The sequence below is a fragment of the Burkholderia sp. Tr-20390 genome, from assembly GCF_017104595.1.
Taxonomy (GTDB): domain Bacteria; phylum Pseudomonadota; class Gammaproteobacteria; order Burkholderiales; family Burkholderiaceae; genus Burkholderia.
The window spans coordinates 26,490-52,423 of sequence record NZ_JAAGPC010000025.1; the positions used below are offsets into that span (position 1 = coordinate 26,490).

General features: G+C 67.9%; 26 protein-coding genes. 15 read left to right on the forward strand and 11 right to left on the reverse strand.

The genetic code is table 11. The features are described from left to right. Window positions 1–61: 61 nt before the first annotated feature. Entirely contained in the window at window positions 62–538 is a 477-nt protein-coding gene (locus G3N98_RS09970) for an Lrp/AsnC family transcriptional regulator (RefSeq protein WP_039340400.1), read from the reverse strand. A gap of 158 nt (window positions 539–696) precedes the next feature. On the opposite strand from G3N98_RS09970, the gene G3N98_RS09975 reads away from it, so the two are divergent. Further along, window positions 697–1,929, forward strand: coding sequence for a diaminopropionate ammonia-lyase (locus G3N98_RS09975; RefSeq protein WP_206148071.1), 1,233 nt, complete (start codon window positions 697–699; stop codon window positions 1,927–1,929). Between the two features lie 59 nt (window positions 1,930–1,988). Further along, a complete protein-coding gene (locus G3N98_RS09980) occupies window positions 1,989–3,164 on the forward strand; it encodes a M20 aminoacylase family protein (RefSeq protein WP_089475904.1) in 1,176 nt (391 codons plus the stop codon). Window positions 3,165–3,314: 150 nt separating this feature from the next. On the opposite strand, the gene G3N98_RS09985 is transcribed toward G3N98_RS09980, so the two are convergent. Continuing rightward, complete coding sequence (locus tag G3N98_RS09985) at window positions 3,315–4,673, reverse strand: aspartate aminotransferase family protein (protein ID WP_206148072.1); 1,359 nt, start codon at window positions 4,671–4,673, stop codon at window positions 3,315–3,317. 530 nt (window positions 4,674–5,203) lie between these two features. On the opposite strand from G3N98_RS09985, the gene G3N98_RS09990 reads away from it, so the two are divergent. Next, a complete protein-coding gene (locus tag G3N98_RS09990; RefSeq protein WP_206148073.1) occupies window positions 5,204–5,776 on the forward strand; it encodes a fimbrial assembly protein in 573 nt (190 codons plus the stop codon). 250 nt (window positions 5,777–6,026) lie between these two features. On the opposite strand, the gene G3N98_RS09995 is transcribed toward G3N98_RS09990, so the two are convergent. Continuing rightward, complete coding sequence (locus tag G3N98_RS09995) at window positions 6,027–6,536, reverse strand: GNAT family N-acetyltransferase (RefSeq protein WP_206148074.1); 510 nt, start codon at window positions 6,534–6,536, stop codon at window positions 6,027–6,029. Between the two features lie 143 nt (window positions 6,537–6,679). Next, entirely contained in the window at window positions 6,680–7,315 is a 636-nt protein-coding gene (locus G3N98_RS10000; RefSeq protein WP_206148075.1) for an XRE family transcriptional regulator, read from the reverse strand. 296 nt (window positions 7,316–7,611) lie between these two features. On the opposite strand from G3N98_RS10000, the gene G3N98_RS10005 reads away from it, so the two are divergent. From G3N98_RS10005 to G3N98_RS10015, 3 genes are all read left to right on the forward strand, one after another. Then, window positions 7,612–7,965 carry a RidA family protein gene (locus G3N98_RS10005; protein ID WP_089429210.1) on the forward strand — a complete coding sequence of 118 codons (354 nt, stop codon included), beginning with the start codon at window positions 7,612–7,614 and terminating at the stop codon, window positions 7,963–7,965. Window positions 7,966–7,996: 31 nt separating this feature from the next. Further along, complete coding sequence (locus G3N98_RS10010; RefSeq protein ID WP_206148076.1) at window positions 7,997–9,247, forward strand: FAD-binding oxidoreductase; 1,251 nt, start codon at window positions 7,997–7,999, stop codon at window positions 9,245–9,247. A gap of 106 nt (window positions 9,248–9,353) precedes the next feature. Next, complete coding sequence (locus G3N98_RS10015) at window positions 9,354–10,745, forward strand: amino acid permease (RefSeq protein ID WP_175239601.1); 1,392 nt, start codon at window positions 9,354–9,356, stop codon at window positions 10,743–10,745. Between the two features lie 221 nt (window positions 10,746–10,966). Here the strand turns inward: G3N98_RS10015 and G3N98_RS10020 are convergent, their stop codons facing one another. After that, complete coding sequence (locus G3N98_RS10020) at window positions 10,967–11,614, reverse strand: glycine zipper 2TM domain-containing protein (RefSeq protein ID WP_089428777.1); 648 nt, start codon at window positions 11,612–11,614, stop codon at window positions 10,967–10,969. A gap of 463 nt (window positions 11,615–12,077) precedes the next feature. On the opposite strand from G3N98_RS10020, the gene G3N98_RS10025 reads away from it, so the two are divergent. The 3 genes from G3N98_RS10025 to G3N98_RS10035 all read left to right on the forward strand — a co-directional run bounded on the left by G3N98_RS10025 (window position 12,078) and on the right by G3N98_RS10035 (window position 15,097). Continuing rightward, window positions 12,078–13,277, forward strand: a complete 1,200-nt coding sequence (locus G3N98_RS10025) for an amidohydrolase family protein (protein WP_206148077.1) — start codon at window positions 12,078–12,080, stop codon at window positions 13,275–13,277. Window positions 13,278–13,371: 94 nt separating this feature from the next. Next, on the forward strand, window positions 13,372–14,556 hold the full coding sequence (locus G3N98_RS10030) for an amidohydrolase family protein (protein ID WP_206148092.1): 1,185 nt from the start codon (window positions 13,372–13,374) through the stop codon (window positions 14,554–14,556). Window positions 14,557–14,623: 67 nt separating this feature from the next. Beyond that, window positions 14,624–15,097, forward strand: coding sequence for a nuclear transport factor 2 family protein (locus G3N98_RS10035; protein ID WP_206148078.1), 474 nt, complete (start codon window positions 14,624–14,626; stop codon window positions 15,095–15,097). Window positions 15,098–15,195: 98 nt separating this feature from the next. On the opposite strand, the gene G3N98_RS10040 is transcribed toward G3N98_RS10035, so the two are convergent. Beyond that, a complete protein-coding gene (locus G3N98_RS10040; RefSeq protein ID WP_206148079.1) occupies window positions 15,196–16,056 on the reverse strand; it encodes a LysR family transcriptional regulator in 861 nt (286 codons plus the stop codon). 523 nt (window positions 16,057–16,579) lie between these two features. On the opposite strand from G3N98_RS10040, the gene G3N98_RS10045 reads away from it, so the two are divergent. Continuing rightward, a complete protein-coding gene (locus tag G3N98_RS10045; protein ID WP_206148080.1) occupies window positions 16,580–17,383 on the forward strand; it encodes an ABC transporter substrate-binding protein in 804 nt (267 codons plus the stop codon). Between the two features lie 47 nt (window positions 17,384–17,430). Next, window positions 17,431–18,279, forward strand: a complete 849-nt coding sequence (locus tag G3N98_RS10050) for a phytanoyl-CoA dioxygenase family protein (protein WP_206148081.1) — start codon at window positions 17,431–17,433, stop codon at window positions 18,277–18,279. Between the two features lie 82 nt (window positions 18,280–18,361). Here G3N98_RS10050 and hutC read toward each other — a convergent pair whose 3' ends face one another. Beyond that, window positions 18,362–19,099, reverse strand: a complete 738-nt coding sequence (gene hutC / locus G3N98_RS10055) for a histidine utilization repressor (protein WP_069252748.1) — start codon at window positions 19,097–19,099, stop codon at window positions 18,362–18,364. 30 nt (window positions 19,100–19,129) lie between these two features. Then, a complete protein-coding gene (locus G3N98_RS10060) occupies window positions 19,130–19,672 on the reverse strand; it encodes an XRE family transcriptional regulator (RefSeq protein ID WP_089475889.1) in 543 nt (180 codons plus the stop codon). Between the two features lie 134 nt (window positions 19,673–19,806). Between G3N98_RS10060 and G3N98_RS10065 the strand changes: the two genes are divergently transcribed. From G3N98_RS10065 to G3N98_RS10075, 3 genes are read left to right on the forward strand one after another with little or no spacing between them, the layout of a single operon-like run. Continuing rightward, window positions 19,807–20,589: an aldolase gene (locus G3N98_RS10065; RefSeq protein ID WP_124583211.1), complete on the forward strand. Its 783-nt coding sequence runs from the start codon at window positions 19,807–19,809 to the stop codon at window positions 20,587–20,589. A 50-nt stretch (window positions 20,590–20,639) separates the two neighbouring features. Further along, window positions 20,640–21,536 (forward strand): dihydrodipicolinate synthase family protein, encoded by an 897-nt coding sequence (locus G3N98_RS10070; RefSeq protein WP_206148082.1) that lies wholly within the window; start codon window positions 20,640–20,642, stop codon window positions 21,534–21,536. Continuing rightward, window positions 21,533–22,240 (forward strand): MOSC domain-containing protein, encoded by a 708-nt coding sequence (locus G3N98_RS10075; protein WP_206148083.1) that lies wholly within the window; start codon window positions 21,533–21,535, stop codon window positions 22,238–22,240. The genes G3N98_RS10070 and G3N98_RS10075 overlap by 4 nt, the downstream gene beginning before the upstream one ends. Before the next feature lie 34 nt (window positions 22,241–22,274). Here G3N98_RS10075 and G3N98_RS10080 read toward each other — a convergent pair whose 3' ends face one another. Further along, complete coding sequence (locus G3N98_RS10080) at window positions 22,275–23,039, reverse strand: SDR family oxidoreductase (RefSeq protein ID WP_175239620.1); 765 nt, start codon at window positions 23,037–23,039, stop codon at window positions 22,275–22,277. Between the two features lie 402 nt (window positions 23,040–23,441). Between G3N98_RS10080 and G3N98_RS10085 the strand changes: the two genes are divergently transcribed. Beyond that, window positions 23,442–24,149, forward strand: coding sequence for a YceH family protein (locus tag G3N98_RS10085; RefSeq protein ID WP_089475884.1), 708 nt, complete (start codon window positions 23,442–23,444; stop codon window positions 24,147–24,149). A 90-nt stretch (window positions 24,150–24,239) separates the two neighbouring features. Here G3N98_RS10085 and G3N98_RS10090 read toward each other — a convergent pair whose 3' ends face one another. Both G3N98_RS10090 and G3N98_RS10095 read right to left on the reverse strand, forming a co-directional pair. Beyond that, entirely contained in the window at window positions 24,240–25,505 is a 1,266-nt protein-coding gene (locus G3N98_RS10090) for a hypothetical protein (RefSeq protein WP_206148084.1), read from the reverse strand. Further along, window positions 25,505–25,927: a hypothetical protein gene (locus tag G3N98_RS10095; RefSeq protein WP_175239624.1), complete on the reverse strand. Its 423-nt coding sequence runs from the start codon at window positions 25,925–25,927 to the stop codon at window positions 25,505–25,507. Before G3N98_RS10095 ends, G3N98_RS10090 begins: the two co-directional genes overlap by 1 nt. Between the last annotated feature and the right edge of the window lie 7 nt (window positions 25,928–25,934).

Consider the following 25,934-nt stretch of genomic DNA (forward strand, 5'->3'; position numbering starts at 1 on the left):
GATGGGAGGCGGCCGGCGCATGCATTCGCGCGCCGGTCGCCTCATGTGTGCAACCGCTCATTTACTCGCCCGGTTCGACCGGCACCTCGAGCCCGACCTTCACGCGGCTCATGCTCACCAGCGTCTTGAACCGCTTCACGTTGTTGTTCGCGAAGAACAGCTCACGCGTGAGCGCGTTGTACTGATCCATGTTGCGCACGGCCAGGATCAGCACGAAATCCCATTCCCCCGTCACGTAGTAGCACTGCTGGATCTGCGGGCAGCGCTCGAAGGTGCGCTTCATCGCGTCGAGCTGGTCGATCTGCTCGCTTTCGACCTCGACGTTGACGACGATCGTCAGCGGATGATCGACCTTGTCCGGCGCGACGACGGCCGTGTAGCGCTCGATCACGCCGTCGTCCGCGAGACGTTTCAGGCGCCGGTTCACGGCCGCGGTCGACAAGTTGACGCGCGCGCCAAGTTCGCTTTGCGGCGTCTGCGCGTCGCGCTGGATTTCCATCAGCAGCTTGCGATCGAACGCATCGAGTGGGGTGGTCATGATGGCGCGTGAAACCTCGAAAGAATGAGAAATTTTTGCGTGGCGGCCGCCGATTTGGCGATTTTATTGACCCGCATGCGCAATATTATTTTTCGAACCGGCGGCGCGTGCAACCCGTGCGCGCCCGACCCGAACCGCCTCACGGAGTGCTGCCCGCCATGCTGATCGCCAACCCCCGCGCCTCGCGCACCGCCTATCCCCACGCGCTGCGCCGCGTGATGAACATCGCATCGGCCGACGAAAGCGGCGCGTGGCTGTCGCACTGGCCGCTCGTCGGCAACGCGCGCACGCCGCTGCGCGCGCTGCCGGATCTCGCCGCGCGGCTCGGCGTCGCGAGCGTCAGCGTGAAGGACGAGTCGTGCCGCTCGCCGCTCGGCAGCTTCAAGGCGCTTGGTGCGCCGATCGCGCTGGTGCGGCTCGTGAAGCGCCTGCGACGCACGCAGGATCTCGATCCGCAAGGGCTCGTCACCGGCCGCTACGCGGCGGAACTGGCCGACCTGACGGTGATCAGCGCGACCGACGGCAATCACGGCCGCGCGCTCGCCGCCGCCGCGCGTGCGATCGGCTGCGGGTGCGTGATCGTGCTGCACGCAAACGTCGACGCCGAGCGCGAACGCGCGATCTCCGCGTACGGCGCGCGGATCGTGCGCATCGAGGGGAACTACGACGAGTCGGTCGTCTGCGCGGCGCAGCTTGCGCAGGCAAACGGCTGGTATGTCGTGTCCGATACGTCGTACGACGGCTACGAAGCGATTCCGCGCGACGTGATGCAGGGCTATGGCGTGATCGCCGCCGAGGCCGCCGCACAGGCGGCGCAGGACGACGGGCGCCCGTTCACGCATGTGCTGCTGCAGGGGGGCGTGGGCGGCCTCGCCGCGGGCGTCGCGAGTTACCTGTGGGAGCGCGACGGCGTGCAGCGGCCGCGTTTCATCGTCGTCGAGCCGCGCCAGGCCGATTGCCTGTACCAGAGTGCGCTCGCTGGGCGCGCGTCCAGGGCGACCGGCAGTGTCGACTCCGTGATGGCGGGGCTCGCGTGCGGCGAGGCGTCGCCGCTGGCGTGGGACTTCCTCGAGATGTGCATCGACTACTTCATGCTGATCGACGACGAAGACGCGGTGCAGGCGATGCGCGGCCTCGCGGCCGGCAGCGTGCGCGACGTGCCGCTCGTGGCCGGCGAATCGGGCGCGGCCGGCGTCGCGGGGCTCGACGTGCTGATGCGCGACCCTGCGCTCGCACGGCAGGTGGGGCTCGATGCGCACTCGCGCGTGCTGGCGATCAATACGGAAGGCGCGACGGCGCCGTCCGTGTACCGGAACTGCGTCGGCGAAACGGCCGATGCCGTGCTCGCGCGGCAGCGCGCCTGGCTGGACCGCGCGGCAGTGGCGGCCTGAACGACATCCCGACCGATCCCGACCGATCCCGATCGACCACGACTGACGAGGCCAACGCGATGGACGCAACCGAAGAAAGCACGCTGCAGGGGCAACTGAAGACCTGGCGCCGCCACTTGCACCAGCATCCGGAGACGGGGTTCGAAGAGGTGAACACGTCGGACTACGTCGCGCGCATCCTGACGACGCTCGGGCTCGACGTGCATCGCGGGATCGGCGGCACGGGGCTCGTCGCGAACCTGACGGCCGGCACCGGCAAGCGCGCGATCGGCATCCGCGCGGACATGGACGCGCTGAACATCGCCGAGCACGCGCCGGGCCGCGAACACGCGTCGCGCACGCCCGGCAAGATGCATGCGTGCGGGCACGACGGCCACATGTCGATGGTGCTCGGCGCCGCGCAGCTGCTGGCCGAGCGCAAGGATTTCGACGGCACCGTGCGTTTCATTTTCCAGCCGGCCGAGGAGCACGGCCGCGGCGCGAAGGCGATGATGGCCGACGGGCTGTTCGAGCGCTTTCCGGTCGATGCGATCTTCGGCGCGCACAACATGCCGGGCATGCGCGCGGGCACGTTCTCGACGCGTGCGGGCGGGATCATGGCGAGCGAGGACAACTTCGTGATCCGGATCGACGGGCGCGGCACGCATGCGGCACGCCCGCACATGGGCATCGACCCGATCGTGATCGGCGCGCAGGTCGTGCTCGCGCTGCAGACGATCGTGTCGCGCAATCTCGATCCGGGCGAGCAGGCCGTGATCTCGTGCACGGAGTTCATCACGGACGGGCTGCGCAACGTGCTGCCGTCGACGGTGACGATCAAGGGCGACACGCGCAGCTATTCGCGCGACGTGCAGGCGCTGCTGGCCACGCGGATGCGCGAGATCAGCGAAGGGATCTGCCGCACGCACGGCGCGACCTGCACGTTCGAGTACACGCATGAGTTCGCGCCGACGGTGAATTCGCCGGAATGGGTCGACACGGCCGTGCGGGCCGCGGCGCAGGTGGCGGGCGCGGAGAACGTGGACGCGAACGTCCAGCCGATGATGATCTCGGAAGACTTCGGCGCGTTCCTGCAGGCGGTGCCCGGCAACTTCGTCTTCATCGGCAACGGCGAGGCGGCAGGGCGCGGCGGCGTGCCGCTGCATAACGCGGGCTATGACTTCAACGACGAGATCCTGTCGATCGGCGCGCGGTATTTCGAGGCGGTGGCGCGGCAGGCGTTGAAGGCGGCGTAGCGCATCGCTGCATGAGGCGGATGCGACGGGAAACGGCTCGCTGTGCGGCGGTCCGTTTCACTGTCACGCGACACGAGCGACGCCGCAGCCGCTGGCAACACATCGTGGCCGCGATCGCGCGATGTGTTGCCTGCCGCGAATGTCACGCCATCACACCAGCTCGCCGAGGCACGCGTCGAACTGCGCGACGAGCCGGTCGACGTCATCGGCCGTCGTCTGCGGACAGACGAGCATCATGTTGTGGAACGGCGTGATCAGCACGCCGCGATTCAGCAGGTACAGGTGCACGATGTGCTCGAGTTCGCTGTCGAGCTGCGCGCCGGCGATCGTGCCGTTGCGCGGCGGCACGGGCGCGAATTGAAACTCGGTGCGCGCGCCGATGCGCGTCACGCACCACGGCAGGTTGTGTTTCGCGATCGCCTGCTCGAGCCCCGTCGCCAGCCGCGCGGCGAGTTCGAACATATGCGCATAGGCCGCGTCGGTCGCGACTTCGGCGAGCGTCGCACGCATCGCATGCATCGCGAGCATGTTCGCGGTGAGCGTCGTGCCGATCCCCGAATGGCCGGGCGGCGCGTTCAGCTTCGCCTGCTTCGCGCGTTCCGCGAATTCGGCGCTGAACCCGTACACCGCGCACGGCACGCCGCCCGCGATCGGCTTGCCGACCACCAGCATGTCCGGCTCGAGATCGTGCGCGACCGCATAGCCGCCTGGGCCGCTGCTGATCGTGTGCGTCTCGTCGATCACGAGCAGCGTGCCATGGCGGCGCGTCAGTTCGCGGGCCGCCTGCCAGAAGCCCGGATCTGGCAGCACCATTCCGATGTTCGTCATCGCGGGCTCGGCGAGCACGCAGGCGACATCGCCGCCTTTCAGCGCCGCTTCGAGCGCGGCGAGATCGTTGAATTCGACGACGCGGGTGTTCGCGAGCAGGTCGTAGGACTGCCCGAGCAGGCTGTCGCGCTGCACGGGGCGGCCATCGACGAGATCGACGAAGACGTCGTCGACCGTGCCGTGATAGCAGCCGTTGAACACGACGATCGTGTTGCGGCCGGTGGCCGCGCGCACCCAGCGCAGCACGAAGCGGTTCGCGTCGCTCGCGCTCAGCGCGAATTGCCAGACCGGCAGCCGGAAGCGGCGCGCGAGTTCGCGCGACACCCACGCGGCATCCTCGCTCGGCAGCATCGTCGTGTAGCCGCGCGTGGCCTGCTCGACGAGTGCCCGCGCGACGGGTTCGGGCGCATGGCCGAACATCGCACCGGTGTCGCCGAGGCAGAAGTCGGCGTAGCGGTGGCCGTCGACGTCGGTGAAGGTCGCGCCGCGCGCTTCTTTCACATACAGCGAGAACGGCGTCGACCAGTCCTGCATCCAGTGCAACGGCACGCCGAACAGCAAGTGCTCGGACGCTTCCGCGGACAGGGCGCGGGAGACCGGCATGGCTTCGGTGAATGCACGGCGCTCGCGATCGAACAGCGCGCGGGCGCGGATGAGGTCGACTCCGTGGCGGGAAGGCAAAGGCAGCTCCTGGGCTGTGAGGATGACGAAGACGATAGCGCGGAGCGCGGGGGGCTGAATAGAGGCGGAATTACCGAGGCGGACGCAGGTGCTCGGACGCGGCGATTCAATGATGCGCACGTTGACGTGCGTGCAGCACGAAGACCCGGCTCATGTTTCCATTCGATTCAATTTGATTGGGAGATAGCATGGGTAAATAAAAAACGGAAATCGGCATAAAGGTTTCCATGTATTTGATTCCGGTTTTTCGCAACCTATCGTTGACGCATGTCGTTGCGTGAATATGTCCACATGGCTAGGTGAATACTGCCTTACGGGAGGGTGACGGCAGGGTGGGCAGGCCGGCGAAAGGGCATTGCCGGCCCCATGCGCGCAATGGCGGAAATGGCATTCCACGGGGATATTGCATTCAAATTTCGAGATACTGGAATATCGAATTTGAATGGAATGGGCGGAATGTTTTGTCCGAATCGAACCGCTCGTGGGCGGCGTTCGGATTTCACGAAACGGCCTGAATACGGAATAGAAAAATGAAGATCGGCAAATACATTATCGCGGCGGGCGCATGCATTGCATTCACCGGCATTGCCCAGGCGGGTCCGACGTCGCCGCACGCCGTCGTCAAGACGATCCGGCTGACGGCGCACATTGGCGACAGCCTGTTCGTGTCGACGTCGGGCGATGCGGCCGCCCATGGCGTGGTCGAGCTGAATTCGACGGACGGCTCGCCGCAGACGTTCGGCGCAACGCTGCCGATCCGCGTCTACACGACGAATCCCGACGTCCGCGTCGCGCTGCTGCAGCCGCTGAGGCTGTCGAACGGCCGCTACGACATGACCGACGCGAAGGTCGTGCTGGCGGACAAGGCCGCCGGCGCGGACATCGCGCACGATGGTGCGCGCACGCTCACCCTGGTCAAGCCCGGCATCAATGGCTACGACGAAACCCGCAACCTGACGATCCGTGCCAATGCGCCCGCTACGCGCGGGGCAGCCGGGGTCAACGGAAGCTACCGGGGCGATCTGGTGCTGATGTTCGAACCGGTCGCGTCGGCGGGGGACGATACGGTTCCGGGCGGCAGGGTGGCGGCGGTAGACAAGTAAGGATCTGGCCGGCCGGGTTGCTGCAATAAAAGTTTTTGCGCATAAACCGACAGCGGCACGACTGGCCGCTGTCGTATTGCATGGAAAGTTAGTGTGTGCTCACACTTGGGCTGTTTCGTTCGACGTGTGTTCGGCGCCGGTCCATGGTGTGCCGACGTCGCTGCGAATGACGGGAGCGCCGACGCGCGGTGCCGGTGAGTGGGTGCTCGCTTGGCGGTGCCTGACGCTTCCCGTTCGCAGCAGCGGCACGCTACGCCAGCGTCTTGACCATGTGGTGCTCGTCGTAGAAGCGGCCATCGACGAACATCGAGCGCGGTTCCGTCCCGAACCGCACGAATCCCTGCGACGCATACAGCCGCTCCGCGGTGGCGTTGACCTCGTTCACGCACAGCATCAGTTGCTTGCAGTCCCATTCCCGCGCCGCGTGCGCGGTCGCGCTTTCGAGCAGCGTTTGCGCGATGCCTTGCCCGCGATACGCGGGATCGACGAACACGCCCCAGATCGTCGCCTTGTGCGCGATCTTCACGCGCGCATCGCGGCGCACGCCCGTGATGCCGACGAGCGTATCGCCGTCGAACGCGCCGAACACGGCGCGTTCATGGGTCGGCGTGATGCGCGTCGCGAATTCGTCGACCGGCACCTGCGATTCTTCGTCGAGCGTCGGCAGGAAGGAGGTGGGGGCGGTGTCGACCGCACGCAGGCGAACGGTCTGGAAACGGGCGGCGTCGGCCGCTTCGAGCAGGCGGGTGGTGATCGTCATCGGGGGCGTTCCGGTTGAAGGTCGTGCATGCCGGCGCGAGCCGCTGGGGCCGCGGGATGCATCGTCCTTATCGTAATAGGAATCCCGGTGTCGCGCGGCGACGTTCGGCACCGCCGCGTGATCGCATTCAGATCGTCAGAGCGTCAGATCGCGTCGCGCGGCCGCCTGGCATCGCCGTCGACGCAGCACGCGAGCACCTCGGCATCGGTGTCGCCGAGGCTCAGGTACACGTGCCCGACCGCGCTGTCGAAATACAGGCTGTCGCCGGCGCCGAGCCGGTACGCATGGCCGTTCTCGAAGCGCAGCTCCAGCTCGCCGCTCAGCACGAACACGAACTCCTCGCCGCTGTGCCGGATGTAGTCGGGGAAGTCCGACAGCTTGCGCGCATGGATGCGCCCGCGCACGGGCACCATCCGCTTGCCGGTCAGGTCGTTCGCGAGCATCCCGTACGCGTAGTTCGGCGTGTCATAGACCATCTGCTGGCCGGCCGGCGTGAACGACGGCGTCATCGCGCCGGCGGGCGCCGGGCGGCCGAACATCGTGTCGAAGTCGAGCGCGAGCGCATGCGTGAGCGCCGCGAACTTGTCGTAGGTGAGCGCGATGTCGCCGCGCTCGGCCTTCGAAATCGTCGACACCGCGATACCGGAGCGCTCGGACAGTTGCGCGAGCGTCAGGCCGCGCGACTTGCGCGCGTCGCGCAGCCGCGCGCCGACCGTCTGGTGGTCGAGCTGCGGCGCGGCGTCGGTGGGCGGCGGAACGGGGGCGGTGGCTTTGGGCATGCGGATACGGGGCGCGGCGTACGTGACGTGAATACGGGTTTTGTCGTATACGAGAATAAATTTTCTCGTATATGATAATTTTCGTCGAAATCGCCGATGGTGGGCGTGACGGCCACTCTAGCATCGGACGGCGCGAAACTCGCGGGGCCGGTGCGGCCGGCGTGAACGACACGTGTGCGTATCGGCACAGCTCGCCCGTGCGGCGGTTGCCCGACGATTCCGCATACGGCAGCGGCTTTCCCAGCCATTTATTTTCCCGGCCGGTCGCGGCCGGCCTTGCGAAGGTGCAAACCATCATGTCCAGTGAAATCCAACGTCTGCAGACGAGCGCACGCATGAGCCAGGTCGTGATCGCGAACGGCTTCGTCCACCTGGCCGGCCAGGTGCCCGATACGGCCGGCGCGCCGATCGCCGTGCAGGCGACCGAAATCCTCACGCGCATCGACGCGCTCCTCGCCTCGGCCGGCGTCGACAAGACGCGCGTGCTGACGGCCAACATATGGCTCAGCGATGCCGCGCACTTCGACGCATTCAATGCGGTGTGGGACGCCTGGGTGCCGGCCGGCCACGCGCCGACCCGCGCCTGCGTGCAGGCGTTGCTGATGAAACCCGGTCTCGACGTCGAGATCGCCGTGACCGCGCTCGCCTGACGCCCGCGCCGCGCGCCCCGAGGAACGCCCGATGACATTCGACACGCTCGTCCTGGGCGGCGGCATGATCGGCGTGTCCGTTGCCGTGCACCTGCAACAGCGCGGCCTGTCGGTCGCGCTCGTCGACCGCAAGGCGCCCGGCAACGAGACGTCGCTCGGCAATGCCGGGCTGATCCAGCGCGAAGGCGTGTATCCGTACGCGTTTCCGCGCGGCTTCGGCACGCTGCTGAAATACGCGTGCAACCGCTCGCCCGACGTCCGCTATCACGTCGGTGCGCTGCCGAAACTGATTCCGTTCCTGTACCGCTACTGGCGCAACTCGCATCCGGCGCGCCATGCGGAGATCGCGCGCGCGTATGCGCCGCTGATCGAACACTGCGTGACCGAGCATCGCGCGCTGATCGACGCGTCCGGCGCGGGCGCATTGCTGCGCGAAGGCGGCTGGCTGAAGGTGTTCCGCACGGCCGCGACGCGCGATGCCGAAACGCGCGCCGCCGAGCGCTGGCACGCCGAATACGGCGTGACCTTCGACGCGCTCGATGCGGCCGCGCTGCGCGACGCCGAGCCGAACCTGAGCCGCGCGCTGGTCGGCGCGCTGCGCTACACGGGCTCCGATTCGATCAGTGATCCGAATGCACTCGTGACCGCGTATGCGCGCCACTTCGAGCAGCTCGGCGGCCGCATCCTGACCGGCGACGCGCTGACGCTGTCGGCCGCGAACGGCTGGCGCGTCGACACCGCGCAAGGCCCGGTCGATGCGCGCGCGGCGGTCGTCGCGCTCGGGCCGTGGTCGGACCTGCTGTGCGAACGGCTCGGCTACACGCTGCCGCTCGCGGTCAAGCGCGGCTATCACATGCACTACGCGGCGCAGCCGGGCGCGCGGCTGAACGGGCCCGTGCTCGATGCCGACAGCGGCTTCCTGATCACGCCGATGACGCGCGGCATCCGCCTGACGACCGGCGTCGAGCTCGGGCTTTGCGATACGCCGCCGACGCCCGTCCAGCTCGCCGCCGTCGAACCGGTCGCGCGCGAGCTGTTTCCGCTCGGCGCGCGCGTCGACGGCGCGCCGTGGCTCGGCCGCCGGCCGTGCACGCCCGACATGCTGCCCGTGATCGGTGCGGCGCCGCGCCACCGCGATCTGTGGTTCGCGTTCGGGCATGCGCATCACGGCTTCACGCTCGGCCCCGTGACCGGCCGGCTGGTCTCCGACCTGATGACCGGCACGCAGCCGTTCGTCGACCCGACGCCGTTTCGCGTCGAACGCTTTCTGCACGGCCGCTGAACCGGCGACCGTGCGCTGCAGCAGGGCGGCCGGCACACGACGCCGGCCGCTCCATCCAGCGGCCGGCCGACCCGGCTCGCCGCGACGATCAACGACTGGAGACAACATGCAACAGCACACGATGCGGCGCGAACTCGGCGCGCGCCAGATTTCGTTCATGGCGCTCGGCATGGCCATCGGCGTCGGCCTGTTCCTCGGCTCGGCGTCCGCGATCAAGGCGGCCGGGCCCGGCGCGCTCGTCGCCTACCTGATCGGCGGCGCGATGATTTTCCTGATCATGCGCGCGCTCGGCGAGATGGCCGTGCACCGGCCGGTGTCCGGCTCGTTCGGTGCGTATGCGTTCGAATACGTCGGGCCGTTCGCCGGCTACGTGGTCGGCTGGAGCTACTGGCTGCTGATGGTCGGCGTCGGTGTCGCGGAGACGACCGCCATCGGCATCTACATGGGCTTCTGGTTTCCGGATGTGCCGCAGTGGCTGTGGGTCGTGTCGGCGATCGCCGCGATCTCGGCGTTCAACCTGCTCAACGTGAAGGTGTACGGCGAGCTGGAGTTCTGGTTCGCGATCGTGAAGGTCGTGACGATCGTGCTGATGATCGCGGGCGGCGCGCTGATCGTGTTCACCGGGATCGGCCATGGCGGCGAGCCCGTCGGCCTGTCGAACCTGTGGCGCCACGGCGGCGTGTTTCCGCATGGCGTGCTCGGGGTCGTGAGCGCGCTGCCGATCGTCGCCTATTCGTTCGCGGGCGTCGAGATGATCGGCCTCACCGCCGGCGAGGCGCGCGAGCCGCAGAAGATGATTCCGCGTGCGATCAACTCGGTGCTGTGGCGCATCCTGATCTTCTACGTCGGCGCGCTGTTCATCATCATGGCGCTGTATCCGTGGCACGAGCTCGGCGAGCATGGCAGCCCGTTCGTGACGACGTTCGAATCGCTCGGGCTGCGACAGGCCGCCGGCATCGTCAACTTCGTGGTCGTGACGGCCGCGTTGTCGAGCTTCAACTGCATCGTGTTCAGCGGCGCGCGCATGCTGTCGAGCATGGCCGGCAACGGCCTCGCGCCCGCGTCGTTCGCGGCGCTGAGCGCAAGCGGGTCGCCGTCGCGCGCGGTGCGGGCGACCGTGCTGTTCATGTCGGTCGGCGTGGTACTGAACTACGTGATCCCGGCACGCGTGTTCGGCTGGCTGATGTCGTTCCTGTCGTTCGACGTGGCCGTGATCTGGGCGATGATCGTGCTGACCCACATGCGGTTCCGGCGCGCGCTGGCCGCGCGCGGCGAGACGGTGGCGTTCCGCCTGCCGTACGCGTCGGTCACGTCGTGGATCTGCCTCGTGTTCGTCGCGTTCGTGTTCGTGATGCTTGGCGTCGATCCGTCGACGCGCGGGTCGCTGTATGCCGGCGCGGCGGTGATGGCGCTGATGGCGATCCTCTACCGGCGTTCGCGGCATCTGCAGGCGGCTGCGCGGTCGACGCGCGTCGGGCTTGGTGTCGAGCGGGTGTGACGCCGATGCCCGGGGCACCGGTGCGGGTGAGCGTTGGAGTGATCGCGCGACGGGGGCGTTGCGGGCGAGGGTGCCGCGGAAATATCGGCGGCGCGTGATGCGCGCCGCGCGGGCATGAAGAACGAGAGCGAGGTGAAACAGGCGCGCCGTCGCGCCGAACCGGTGCCCGACGCCAAACGCGCGACGAGGCGCCCGATCAGGTCAGGCGCTCCGCATCGGAATCAATAACGCGACAATTGATTGCCGTTGATCTGCACGCGATCGCCCGGACGCAGGTTGCCCGGCGACTGCACGTCGAACGAGCGCATCGTGCCGTCGCTGACCTGCACGTCGATCCGGTAGCTGCTCGGGCCTTGCGCGGCGCCCATCTGCTGGCCGATCTGGTTGCCGGCCACCGCACCGCCGAGCGCGCCGATCACGGTGGCCGCATCGCGGCCGTGACCGCGGCCGAACTGGTTGCCGACCAGGCCGCCGACCAGCGCACCGACGACGGTGCCGGCGACGCCCGACGGGCCGACCGAGCCATTGACCGGCTGGATGTTCGAGACCGTGCCGTATTGCGTGCCGTAGCCGTTGCCGTACTGCTGCTGATTGCCGTACTGGTCATATGGCTGCGACCCGTATTGCTGCGGGTTGCCGTACTGATCGTACGGCTGCGGCGCCTGGTTCGGATACGGCTGTTGCTGCTGCACGTAACCCGGTTGCGAATACGCGGGCTGCGCGTAGCCGGGCGTTGCGTATTGCTGCTGCTGCGGATACCCCGGCTGCGCGCCGTAGTAACCCGGCGCGACGCAGGCGGTCAGCGGAAGCGCCGCGACGGCGACGAGCGAGGCGAACAGAACGGTCTTCGTGGAAGGCATGCGCATCATGATGATTCCTGCATCGGCAACGGGTTCGCCGACGAATGCCGGAACGGGTGGCGAACTCGGCGTGAGTATAAGGAATGGCCGGAGGCGCGTCCGGTGCGGCCGGGTAACAACGTGTAAAGTCTGTTGCCGCGTAAATCGCCGCGCGGACGGGGCGCGGCAGCGACGCCCGGCAAGGGCGCGACACGCCTTCCGGACATCCGCATTCCGGTGATGCCGATACTGCGCGACCTTCGGCCTTTCCGCCGTCTTCCCCGTGATCCCGCCCCATCGCCGTGCGTGGCCCGGCGGCCGCGCGCGCCGCGCATCGCGAAATCGAATGCGCGGCATCGCGACATTTAATTGGCCTCGGGCGACGGCGTCCGATATCGTGGCCGGATTCCCTGCCAACGGTCGCGCCGTGCCGGCTGCGGCGCCTTCCCCTGTCCGCGCCGTGACGTGCCGTGACCGCCCCACATTCCGAGCCATGACCGATCGTATCTTCATCAACGCCGTCGACGCCGGCGGCCAGCCCATCCACCTCGTCGTCCGTGACGGCCGCTTTGCCGCGATCGGCGCCGATTGCGCCGCCGCGCCCGGCGCGCAAACGATCGACCTCGACGGCCGCGTCGTGCTGCCCGGCTTCGTCGACGGTCACATCCATCTCGACAAGAGCTTCGTCGGCGATCGCTGGGTGCCGCACGAACCGGTCGGCACGCTGCGCGAGCGGCTCGCGGTCGAGAAGCGCCAGCTCGCGGCCGCGCCGCCGATCGTCGAGCGTGCGAACGCGCTGATCGCGCAGGCCGCCGCCTTCGGCACGGTCGCGATGCGCAGCCACGTCGACGTCGATGCGACCACCGGCCTGTCGAACCTGCAGGCAGTGATGGCCGCGCGCGAGCAATGGCGCGGCATCGTCGATATCGAACTGGTCGCGTTTCCGCAGGCCGGCGTCGTCACGTGCCCCGGCACCGCCGAGATTCTCGACGCGGCCGTGCGCGAAGGCGCGGACGTGGTCGGCGGGATCGACCCGACGACGCTCGACGGCGATGCGGACGGCCAGCTCGACATCGTGTTCGGCATCGCCGAGAAGCGCGGCGCGAAGATCGACATCCACCTGCACGAGCCCGGTGAAACGGGCATCGCGCAGCTGCTGCGGATCGCGGCGCGCACGCGCGCGGCGGGGCTCGGCGGCCGCGTGAACGTGAGCCATGCGTATGCGCTCGGCCAGGTGAGCGATGACGACGTGCAGCGCACCGCGGCGGCATTGGCCGACGCCGGCGTGTCGATCCTGACGAATGCGCCGGGCGATTGCGCGTTTCCGCCGGTGCAAGCGCTGCGCGACGCGGGCGTGCACGTATTCGCGGGCAACGACAACATCCGTGACGCCTGGTGGCCGTTCGGCAACGGCGACATGCTGCAGCGCGCGATGATGGTCGGCTATCGGTCGGGCTTCTACACCGACGAAGCGCTCGGCATCGCGCTCGACATGGCGACGCACGCCGGCGCACGCGTGATCGGCAAGGAGAACTACGGAATTGCAGTCGGCTGCGATGCGACGTTCGTCGCGGTGCGTGCGCCGAATGCGGCGGCGGCCGTCGCGGGCGTGCCGGCCGAGCGCTGGGTGTTCCGTCGCGGCGAAAGCGACACCGGCGCACCGTTCGCTCCCGCGCTGCGCTTCACGCGCTGACCGACCTGACCGGCGGCACGGCGTGCGCCGTGCCTCCTTCGCACTGAACGCACTGAACGCACTGACTGCACTGACCGACCTCACCGGAACCGACATGACGAACCTGCTGATCCGCAACGTCCGCCCGAACGCCGACGCCGCGCTCGACATCCTGATCGAAGGCGATCGCATCGCGCGTGTCGGCCCGTCGCTCGACGCGCCCGCCGGCTGCGCGATCGAGGACGGTGCAGGCGCGCTCGCGCTGCCCGGCCTCGTCGAAGGCCACACGCACCTCGACAAGACGCACTGGGGGATGCCGTGGTATCGCAACCAGGTCGGGCCGCGCCTCGTCGACCGCATCGAGAACGAGCGCCACTATCGCGCGACGAGCGGCCATGACGCCGGCGCCGCGTCGCTCGCGCTGGCGCGTGCGTTCCTCGCGGCCGGCACGACGCGCATCCGTACGCACGTCGACATCGATACCGAAGCCGGGCTGCGGCATCTGCACGGTGTGCTCGCGACCCGCGAGACGCTGCGCGGGCAGGTGGAGATCCAGATCGTCGCGTTTCCGCAATCGGGCGTGCTCAAGCGGCCGGGTACCGATGCGCTGCTGTCCGAAGCGCTGGCCGCCGGCGCCGATCTGCTCGGCGGGCTCGACCCGTGCGCGATCGAAGGCGATCCGGTCGAAGCGGTGGACGTGCTGTTCGCGATCGCCGAGCGCCACGGCCGCGGGCTCGACCTTCATCTGCACGAGCGCGGATCGATGGGCGCGTACTCGCTCGACCTGATCCTGCAGCGCACGGCTACGCACGGCATGCAGGGCAAGGTGACGATCAGCCATGGGTTCTGTCTCGGCGATATCGCCGAACGTGAGCGCGATGCGCTGCTCGCGCGGATGGCCGAACTCGGCGTCGGGCTCGTCACGACCGCGCCCGCGGCGGTGCCGGTGCCGCCGGTGGCCGCGTGCCGCGCGGCGGGCGTGACGGTCATCGGCGGCAACGACGGCGTGCGCGATACGTGGACGCCGTATGGGTCGCCCGACATGCTCGAACGCGCGATGCTGATCGGCATGCGCAACGATTTCCGCCGCGACGATGCGCTCGAAGTCGCGCTCGACTGCGTGACGCACGGCGCGGCGCGCGGCTGCGGCTTCGACGGTTACGGGCTGCAGCCGGGCAGTCGCGCGGACGTCGTGTTGGTCGACGCGCTGACGTTCGCCGAGGCTGTCGTCGCACGGCCGGTGCGGCGGCTCGTCGTGTCGTCGGGGAAGATCGTCGCGCGCGACGGCGCGCTGGTCTGAGTGAAGCGTGAGCGCAGCGTCGCCCCGGTATGATTGGGTTTTCAGCGGGATTGCCCGGGAGACGACGATGCGACGCACGACAGCGGCACGGGCCGCACGATGGATGGCGGCGGCCCTGTTCGCCGTGAGCGCCGTGAACGCGGTGGCGGCCGGCCCAACGGACGCACAGCAGGAAGCCAACCGGCGGACGGTGCTCGCGTTCTACGAAAAAGGCCTGAACGAGAAGGACGCCGACGCCGCGCTCGCGTACGTCGGCGATCGCTACGTGCAGCACAACCCGAACGCGGCCGACGGCCGCGACGGCTTCCGCAAGTTCGTCGCGTTCCTGCGCGACAAATATCCGCAGTCGCACAGCGAGATCAAGCGTTCGTTCGTCGACGGCGACTACGTGATCCTGCACGTGCATGCGGTGCGCGAACCGGGCACGCGCGGCAGCGCGATCGTGGACATCTTCAAGCTCGAGAACGGCAAGATCGTCGAGCACTGGGACGTCAATCAACCCGTGCCCGAGCAGGCCGCGAACGGGAACACGATGTTCTGACGAGGGCCGGGCGCTCGGGCATGTCGACGCGCCCGCGATCTCGTCGTATCGGCCGTGCCGCGGCGTCCTTCACGTTGCCGCGGCGTCCGGCCTGCTTGCTACTCCTCCAACTCCAGCATCGTCGCGAGCGCCTTCGTCAGTTCGCGGACCATCGGGTCGGCCGTCGGCCGATGCAGGATCGCGATGTCCATGTGCTCGATCGGCGCGAAACCCTGCTTCGCGGTCAGCACGACGTGCTCGTCCGTCACCACGCGCGCGGGCAGCACGCTGATGCCGAGCCCGTCTGCGACGGCGGCCTGGATGCCGCTCAGGCTCGACGTCGTGAAGCTGATCCGCCAGCGGCGGCCGCGCTCCTCGATCGCCTTGATCATGTCGTCGCGATAGAGCCCGCGCGGCGGAAACACGACGATCGGCACCGGATCGAGATCGATCGACGGATGCTTCGCGCTGTCGATCCAGCGCAGCTTCTCGGGCCAGCGCACGACGGCCTCGCGGCTGTCGCGACGCTGCTTGATCAGCACGAGGTCGAGCTCGCCACGGTCGTACGCGGCGCTGATGTCGCGGCTCAGCCCGCACATCACTTCGAGCTTCACTTGCGGATGCGCGCGCTTGAATGCCGCGAGCGCATGCGTCGTGCGGCCCGCCGCGAAATCGTCGGGCACGCCGAGCCGGATCGTCAGCGCGACCGTGGCGCCCGACAACGCTTCCAGCATCTCGTCGTTCAGCGCGATCATGCGCCGCGCATAGCTGAGCACCGTCACGCCCGCGTCGGTCGGCCGCACGTCGCGCGTGCCGCGGTCGAGCAGGCGGTGTCCGGCGATTTCCTCGAGCCGGCGCACCTTCTGGCTGACCGTCGACTGCGTCGAATGCAGACGCGCGGACGCCGTCGTGAAGCTGCCGCAGTCGGCGACCATCACGAGCGCGCGCAGCAGGTCGAGGTCGAACAGGGGTCTATTCATTTATGCACTTCTGTGGATTCGAACATTTCATTTCCAAATGCGTGCGACGACTTTTAACATGGCCGGACGGAGTGGGCAATCGCGGTTTCGCCGGACGGGGCGTGGCGTCGCGCGGGCTGTTGAGGCGTCTGGCGCATACTCCAGTGGCGGTATAGGGCGCTTTGCTGGAGCGATCTGAACCGCGCTTGGAAAGTGCTGCGTCAATCGCCTGTGTAGACGTCGCCGTTCGCGAATATCCGGGGAAATACGCTGTGTGTCGGATGCACCTCGCACAGGGTAAACACGCAAAAATCACCGCTTTAGCCCTAGACCAGCCACTGCACTTGCCTTCAGGTTCGCGTCCGCCTTCACTGCCTTTCTATGCCCGCTGTCCCCGCTTGCGCTCAAAAATTGAGCGGTCTAGACTGCAATGCAGTTTCATCGAAGTCCCTGTCTTTCGCGCACCGCGCCGGGCGATCCGGCGCACCGCTCCCCACCGGACGCCGGCGTTCGCCCGCCGCGTCGAGACCTACAAGGACGCACCATGAACCGCACTGCAAAGCTCCTCGTTACCGCGCTCGCGTTCGCGCCGCTCACGTCTTTTGCACAGGACACGTCGACGATCCGCTGGGGCATCGACCCCACGTATCCGCCGTTCGAGGCGAAGCTGCCCGACGGCTCGCTCGCCGGCTTCGACATCGACCTGCGCAATGCGATCTGCGAGCAACTGCATGCGAAGTGCGTGTGGGTCGAGCAGGGCTTCGACGGGATGATTCCGGCGCTGCGCGCACGCAAGTTCGACGTGATCATGTCCGCGATGACGGCCACCGACGAGCGGCTCAAGCAGATCGACTTTTCGAACAAGCTGTATGCGTCGCCGGGTGCGCTCGTCGCACCGGTCGGCTCGACGCTGCTGCCGACCGCCGCGTCGCTCGCGGGCAAGCGCGTCGGGATCGACCAGGGCACGACGCAGGAGGCGTACGCGAAGGCCGAATGGGCGACCAAGGGCGTGACGATCGTCTCGTACCAGAACCAGGACCAGGTGTACCAGGATCTCGTCAACGGCCGCCTCGACGCGACCTTCCAGGACAAGACGCAGGCCGGCTACTCGTTCCTGAAAACGCCGCGCGGCAAGGGCTACGCGTTCGCGGGCCCCGACGTGACCGACGTGCGGATCACCGGCTACGGCGTCGCGATGGGCGTGCGCAAGGGCGATGAAGCGATGAAGAAGAAGCTGAACGACGCGATCGTCGCGATCCGCGCGAACGGCACGTACCAGAAGATCGCCGCGAAATATTTCGACTTCGACATCTACGGTGCGAAGCAGCAACTGACGTCCGCACCGTGAATCAGTGATTCCGTGATTCCGTGATTCACTCCATCGACAGGCACACCATGACGAGTATCCAGGACCGCGTCGCACAAGCCGTGACGCCCGAACTGATCGCCGCGTTCCGCGAGGAAGGCGCGGTCTGCGTCAAGGGCATCTTCTCGCCCGACGAAGTCGCCGCGCTGCGCGCCGGCATCGACACGAATCTCGCGCACCCGAGCGAGCGCGCGAAAGTCGCGAGCCGGCCCGACGATCCGGGCTGGTTCTTCGAGGATTTCTGCAACTGGCAGCACAACGACGCGTATCGCGACTTCATCGTGCGCTCGCCCGCGCCGTCGGTCGCCGCCGCACTGATGGGCACCGAGCACGTGCGACTGCATCACGACCACCTGCTCGTGAAGGAGCCCGGCACGCGGCAGCGCACGCCGTGGCACCAGGACCAGCCGTACTACAACATCGAAGGCGACGACAACGTCAGCATGTGGATTCCGGTCGATCCGGTGCCGCTCGAATCGACGCTGGAATTCGTCGCGGGCTCGCATCTCGGGCCGTGGCTGATGCCGCGCACGTTCATGGACAAGGAAGCGAAGTGGTTCCCGGAAGGGAGCCTGGCTGACCTGCCCGACATCGAAGGCGACCGCGCGGCGTTTCCGATCCGCCACTGGGCGCTCGAGCCCGGCGACATGGTGTGTTTCCGGATGCTCACGCTGCACGCGTCGGGGGGGACGCAGAACCGTCGGCGTGCGTTCTCGATCCGCTTCGTCGGCGACGATATCCGTCACGCGCCGCGCCGCTGGAAGACGTCGCCCGATTTCCCGGGGCTCGCCGAGCAGCTGCCCGACGGCGCGCCGCTCGATCACCCGCTGTTTCCGGTCGTGTGGTCGCGTGACGCGGGGCAGGCCCGCGCGATCTGACGCGGGCGGGTGTGCGTGACGGACGCGGCGGCCGCTTTCTGACGAAACGGCCGCCGCGCGCTTTTTTACGTTGGGAAAGGGATCAGGTCGGGTGGCGTCCGGCGCCCGGCTTGAAGCGCGAGCCGAGCCGGTAGCGGTTGCCCGGGTGCAGGAAGTGCACGAACGTGACGGGCTGCCCGTTCGTCCAGGTGCGGCGCGTGAGCGTGAGGCACGGCTCGTCGGCGCGCATGTCGAGCAGCCGCGCCTGTTCGCCGGTCGGCAGCGACGCATCGACCACGTGCTCGATCTCCAGTTCGTCGTGCGACACGTTGTTGAACAGGTACTCGGACGGCGGCTCGACCTGGAAATCCTGGTCGATGAAGCCGGGCGCGGCGGCCGGGTTCACGTAGCGATCCTCGAGCTGGATCGGGCGGCCGTTTTCCTCGTGCACGCACACCACATGAAACACCGGCGTGTTGACCGGCAGGCCGAATGCAGCCGCGACGTCGAACGACGCGGGCTCGCTCGACTGGCTCAGCACGCGGCAGCGATATTCGTGCCCACGCGCGCGGATTTCGTCGCGGATGTGCGCGATCATCAGCAGGTTCGACTGCGGCTTCACTTCGGCGACGAACGTGCCGACGCCCGCGATGCGCTTCAGCACGCCTTCCTCGGTCAGCTCGCGCAGCGCGCGGTTGACCGTCATGCGTGCGACGCCGAACTGGGCGGCAAGATCGAGCTCGGACGGAATGCGGTCCCCGGGGCGCCAGTCGCCCGCTTCGACGTTCTGGCGAACGAGCGTCTTGATCTGCTGGAACGGTGCGGTGGCCTTCGTGACCATCGGGGATCCTTGCGCGAAAAGGTGACGATGCTAGTCGTCGTGACTGACGATGACCAGGATCTCCGCCTGCGCGGTGCCGAGGCTGCGCGTGCGGTGCGGGATGAGTGCGTTGAAATAGACTGAATCGCCGGCCTTGAGTTGCACCGTCTCGTTCGGAAATTCGATTTCGACGCGCCCCTTGTGCACGAACAGGAATTCCTCGCCTTCGTGCTCGCGGAACGTCGACGCGACGAATTCGTGCGGCGGATGCACGACGAACGGCAACATCTTCTTCGGCGCGACGCCGGCCGCGATGCTTTCGAAGCGGTGGGCCTGGCTGTCGGCTGCGGCGCCCATCGTCGTGCGCTCGCCGGCGCGCGTGACCGTGATCAGCTCGCGGTTGTGGCTTTCCGAGAACAACTGCTCGACGTCGACGTTCAGCGCCTTCGACAGCTTCAGCGCGACCGCGATCGACGGCACGCTCAGGCCGCGCTCGACTTTCGACAGGTAGCTCTTGGTGAGGCCCGTCTCGTCGGCCAGCACGTCGAGCGTCCAGCCCTTCTGTTTTCTGAGCAGCTTCAGGCGAATCGTCATGGGGCGCCAGGTGTCCTTCGAAAAACCGATTGTAACGCATGACACAAAGTGTCCTGTGGTGTATCGTGTGTCATGTTTTGCCGGGAAAGCGGCCGCGGACGGCGCGACCGACCCGATCCATTCAGGAGGTGAACATGGCGGAAACGCTGAATCTGACGAAGGAGGCGCTGGTCGCGCTGGCGGAGCGGCGTCTGGACAACGCGGTGGGCGACAGCGGCTGGTCCGCGCGGCAGAAGCTCGCGCTCACGTGCCGGATCCTGTTCGACGCCGGTCACGATTCGGGCCTGGCCGGGCAGATCACCTGCCGCGCGGGCGAGGCCGGCACGTACTACACGCAGCGGCTCGGGCTCGGTTTCGACGAGATCTCGGCGGCGAACCTGCTGCGGGTCAACGAGGATCTCGACGTCGTCGACGGCGAGGGCATCCCGAATCCGGCCAACCGGTTCCATACGTGGATCTACCGCGAGCGCCCGGACGTGAACTGCATCATCCATACGCATCCGGCGCATGTCGCGGCGCTGTCGATGCTCGAGCAGCCGCTCGTCGTGTCGCACATGGATACCTGCCCGCTGTACGACGATTGCGCGTTCCTGAAGGACTGGCCCGGCGTGCCGGTCGGCAACGAGGAGGGCGAGATCATCTCGAAGGCGCTCGGCAGCAAGCGCGCGATCCTGCTGTCGCACCACGGCCAGCTCGTGGTCGGCAAGACGATCGAGGAAGCGTGCATGCTCGCGCTGCTGATCGAGCGGGCCGCGAAGCTGCAGCTGCTCGCGATGGCGGCCGGTGAAATCAAGCCGGTGCCGCCGGCGCTGGCGCGCGAAGCGCACGACTGGATTTCGAAGCCGAAGCGCGATGCGGTGACGTTCGACTACTACGCACGCCGGGCATTGCGGACGCATCAGGACTGCGTCGCATGAGCGGGCGATTCGTCGTTCTTGTCCCAGATCATCATTGAGGAATACCTATCGTGTCCATCCTGCTGAAAGGCATCATTGCCTACCCGGTTACGCCGTTCTCCGCTGACGGCGGCGTCGACCTGAAAGCGCTCGAAGCGCTGATCGAGCGGCTGATTGCCGATGGCGTCCACGCGATCGCCCCGCTGGGCAGTACCGGCGAAAGCGCGTACCTGTCCGACGCCGAATGGGACGCGGTCGCCACCGCGTCGATTCGTGCGGTGAAGCGGCGCGTGCCGACCGTCGTCGGCATTTCCGATCTCACCACGGCGGGCGCGGTGCGCCGCGCCCGCTTTGCCGAACAGGCCGGTGCCGATGCGGTGATGGTGTTGCCGGTGTCGTACTGGAAGCTCGCCAACGACGAGATCGTCGCGCACTATCGCGCGATCGGCGCTGCCATCGGCATCCCGATCATGCTGTACAACAACCCCGCGACGAGCGGCGTCGACATGTCGCCCGACCTGATCGCGACGATCTGCCGGACCGTCGACAACGTGACGATGGTGAAGGAGAGCACCGGCGACATCGGGCGGATGCACCGGCTCGCGCAACTGAGCGACGGCGCGATTCCGTTCTACAACGGCAGCAATCCGATGGCGCTCGCCGCGCTCGCGGCGGGTGCGGCCGGATGGTGCACGGCCGCGCCGAACCTGAATGCGGCGTTGCCGCTGGCGCTGTTCGACGCGATGCAGGCGGGCGACCTGGCGCGTGCGAGGACGGTCTTTCATGCGCAGCTGCCGCTGCTGCAGTTCATCGTCAACGGCGGATTGCCGGTGACCGTGAAGGCCGGGTTGCGCCTGCGCGGCTTCGATGCCGGCGAACCGAGAAAGCCGCTGATGCCGCTCGGCGACGCGCGCACGCGCGAACTCGAACGCCTGCTCGCGGCGCTGCCCGACGGTGTGACGACATGAGCGATACGACACGGCCGCTGATCTCTGCCGCCATCGACGCGGTGCAGGTCGGCAAGCGCCGGCCGCTGGCCGGCACGCCGCACGCCAGCGCGATCGACAAGCAGCCGGTCGACGCGCGTCTGTGGCTGGGCACGCTCGGCTTCGCCGGCGACGAGCAGGCCGATGCGCGGCATCACGGTGGGCCAGACAAGGCGGTGCACCACTATGCGCACGATCACTATGCGTGGTGGTCGGCGCAAATCGGCGCGCGCGACGTGCTGGCGCAACCGGGCGCGTTCGGCGAGAACCTGTCGACGCTCGGCGTGACCGAGCACGACGTGTGCCTCGGCGATGTGTTCACGCTGGGCGGCGCCGTGCTTCAGGTGTCGCAGTCGCGGCAGCCGTGCTGGAAGCTGAACGCGCGCTTCGATCATCCGCGGATGGCCGCGCTCGTGCAGCAAAGCGGCCGGACCGGCTGGTACTACCGCGTGCTGCAGGAAGGCTGGGTGGAGTCGGGTGACGTGCTGACGCTGGATGAGCGCCGCTACCCGCAATGGCCGCTGGCGGCGGTGCTCGACGTGCTGTACCGGCGCACGCTAGACATGGCCGCGCTCGATGCGCTGTGCGCCGTGCCGATATTGCCGCCCGGCTGGCGCACGATGCTCGAAAGGCGCCGGACGGAGCGGCAGGTCGAAGACTGGACGAAGCGGCTCGAAGGACGATGATGCGCCGCGTGCCGCGTGCCGCGTGCCGCGTGACTCAGTGGCTCGGCAGTTCCCGCACGTCGGCGGTGGGCACCGAGCCGAACGCGTCGCTCAGCGCATAGCCGATCAGCTGTCGCGCGGCCGCCTCGGGCGTCGCGAGCGCGCCGCTCGACTTCAGCTGGTCGAATTTCTCGCGCATCGGGAAGTTGTCTTCGCTGGTCGAGCGGATCGTCGCCTGCATGCCCGTATCGACGACGCCCGGCGCGACGCTGCAGATCCGCAGCGCGCGGTTCGCGTCGAGTGCGACTGCACGCGCATGGTGATCGAGTGCCGCCTTGGTCGCACAGTAGACGCTCCAGCCCGCGTACGCGTTGCGTGCCGCCCCGCTCGACACGTGCAGGATCCGGCATTCGGTCGTGGCGCCTGCCGCTTGCGTGAGCGCGGCCGACAGCATCAGCGGCGCCGCGACGTTCACGCCGACCGCGCGCGCGACGATCGACGGGTCTTGCGCGGCGAGCGGGCCGATCGGATCGACGATGCCCGCGTTGTTGAACAGCAGCACGATCGACGCGCCGTCGACGAAGCGGCGCAGCGTGTCGCCGGCCAGCCAGGCCGCGACGGCCGCCGGGTCCGACAGGTCGAGTTCGATTTCGGCGAAGCGGTCGCCGGCTTGCGACGCGAGCGACGGATGGCGGCTGCGCGACACGCCGAGCACGGCGACGCCTTCCAGCAGCAGTTGTTCGGCGAGCGACGCGCCGAGGCCGCGCGTGTGTCCGGTGACGATGGCGCGCACGTGCGGGGCGGAAGAGGATGCGGTCATGGTGATGAGCTGTTCGAAGGGGTGAACGGGATAAGCGGCGTCGACGAGCGGTGCGCATGCGTGGCGGCATGGCGTGCGGGACAGACGATGCGTGGTATTGCGTGCGATGGCGGCCGCGCGGCGCCGCAGACGTCGGGGTGACGCATATCGTAGCGCTCGCATGCGGGGCGTGCAAACGCCGCCGTGTGTGCGGAGGCGGAATCCGCGGTGCTGCGCGTATCCGACGCCGCGCGGCGCGGGCTCGCCGATACGTTGGACGAAAGCCTGCTGCGGCAAGTGCGCGCGCCGGCGCGCCGCGCGGCGCCGGGCCACGCGACGCGAGCTATTATATGGCTCGCCCGTGCGCGATGCCGGACGGGCCGCGACCGTTTCCCTTCACCTGCTGCACGCTGCGACCCACTCATGAACACCACGCCGGATACGCCCACGCCACGCGCCCTTCGCGAACTCACGCCCCTCGAGGCCCGCATTCTCGGTGTGCTCGTCGAGAAACAGCACACGGTGCCGGACACCTATCCGCTGTCGCTGAATGCGCTGACCGCGGGCTGCAACCAGAAAACCGCGCGCTCGCCGGTGATGAACGTCAGCGAGGATGAGGTCACGACCGCGCTCGACGGGCTGAAGCACCTGAGCATCGTGATGGAAGGCAGCAGCAGCCGCGTGCCGCGTTTCGAGCACAACATGAACCGCGTGCTCGGCATTCCGAGCCAGGCGATCGCGCTGCTGACGATCCTGCTGCTGCGCGGCCCGCAGACGGCCGCCGAACTGCGCCTGAACAGCGCGCGCCTGCACGGTTTCGCGGACATCTCGTCGGTCGAGGCGTTTCTCGACGAACTCGCGGCGCGTGCGCAGCCGCTCGTCGTCCGGCTGCCGCGTGCACCGGGCGCGCGCGAGAACCGCTGGATGCACCTGATGTGCGGCGAAGTGAATTTGGCCGATTTCGCCAGCGCGGAGTCCGGCAGTGCGGACTCGGTGCCGCCTTCCGAATTCGAAGCGCTGAAGGCCGAACAGAAGCGCCTCGCGGATGAAGTGGCGCGGTTGAATGCGCTGGTTCTGCGGATGGCCGGCGAGCTGGGCATCGACGTCGACGCGCAAGGCGACGCGGGCTGATGTAGATGGCGGCGGTGGCCCGCCACGGGATGGCCACGTCGCAGCACGGCCGGGTCGGGGCGCGATGCGGGGACTACCCGCATCGCCGCGTTACTTCAGCTTGACGCCCGGTACGAGATAGCGCGAACCGCCTGGTTTCAGGATCGGCGCCAGCGCCTCAAATGGCGCATCGAGTTGCGGCCCGAGGCAGGCGCCTGCCGCGTGGCCAATCCCGGATACGGCGAACGACAGCTTGCCGGGGGCATCGAGCTCGAACGCCAGATATTCGGGGAACACGTCGGCGCACGACAGCGAATCGCCTTTGCCGTCCGTCACTTGCAGACCGTGTGTTGTCTTGTCGCGCAATCGCGTAATGAAACCCGCCAGCGCGGGGCTCGTTTCCGGATTGCCGTCCTTGCCCGCCACGGTCGCGTCAATCACGCGGTTCCATTCGAGGTACGCGCCGCGCAGCAGGTCGAACGTGACAGGATCGTAGTGATTGTCCGGGTACGCGCCGCCGCAGAACAGGCTGCCCGATTCGACGATACCCATCGCCGCACGCGACAGCCAAGTGACCGTCACTTGCTCGTCGTCGTAGCCGCCGAGCGATCCGGATGCCGACCCGTCGTCGCTATAGCGCGTCGATGCGCATTCGAGCGCCGCGAGACTCATCTGCCAGTGCCGTTGTTCCAGCAGATGGTTGACTCGCGCCATCACGGCCGGATCGGGGTATCGGCTCAGCCGCGGATATGCGAGCACCGTGCGCGGGTCGCTCCACATCCGGTACGCGACCGTGCCGTCGCCGATCTCGGGGCCCACCGGCCGTGCATGCCCGGCAAGCTTCAGCGTGGCATACGGCGCGTGCTGCATGTCGATGTCCGCGCTACGCGCGATGCCGCTGCCGACACCACTCCCGTACACGGCAGTGATCGCTTCGACGGCACCGGGCGCAACCGCATCGGGATCGTATTCCGCAACGCGCCGCAGCGTGAAATTACGTGACTTGCCAGAGCGCGCATCGATCCAGCGGCCGCGATAGCCGGCCTTGTCCCGCGTGCCCTGCCAGGTGGCCGCGGCATGATCGAAATCGGCTTGCTGGCCGAATCCCAACGAACTGCGGGCATCGTCCGGCAACTGCGATCGCACGAGCGGTTCGACCAGTTGCGCGGGCGTGCCGTGCAGCGGAATATCGACGCCGTGCTGCGCATAGAAGTAGCGGCCCGAGATCGAACCATCCGCAGCCGGGCGATCGTCGAGTTCCATCACGACGGCGCCGGCGCCCTGCAGCGTTCCTTCATAGACCGTGCGCGGCGTGGCATCGACACAGCCCGCGCGCAACGCAATCAGCACCAGCACGATCCGGATCAGCGGGCGCATCACCAGCGGCACCCGGTTTGTTCGGACGCGTCGACGTCCAGTACCCTGCCGAACGCGGTCTGCTTGCCGGTGCGCGCGCTGGTATAGGTCATCGAATAGATCATCGCGCCTTGCGACATCATCTCGTACCGCCCGTTGATCCTGCCGTCGACCATCTCGACCCAGGTTGTCGTGAACTGGTGCGGGCGGCCCTCGGCGAGCACTTCCTCGTCCACGTGCTCGACCACCAGCGGCAGCGCCGTTTTCGCTTTCGCATAGCGGACCATGCCGCCTGACCAGCCGACGGCGTCGTCGTAGTAGGTGCGCATCTCGAAGCGCACCGGTTTGTCGCCGTCCGATTTGAAGCAGTACACCTCGGTGGAGACCTTCGCGAACGCGGGCAGCGACGCGCAGAGCAGCAGGGCGGCAAGGATTTTTTTCATGATGGGT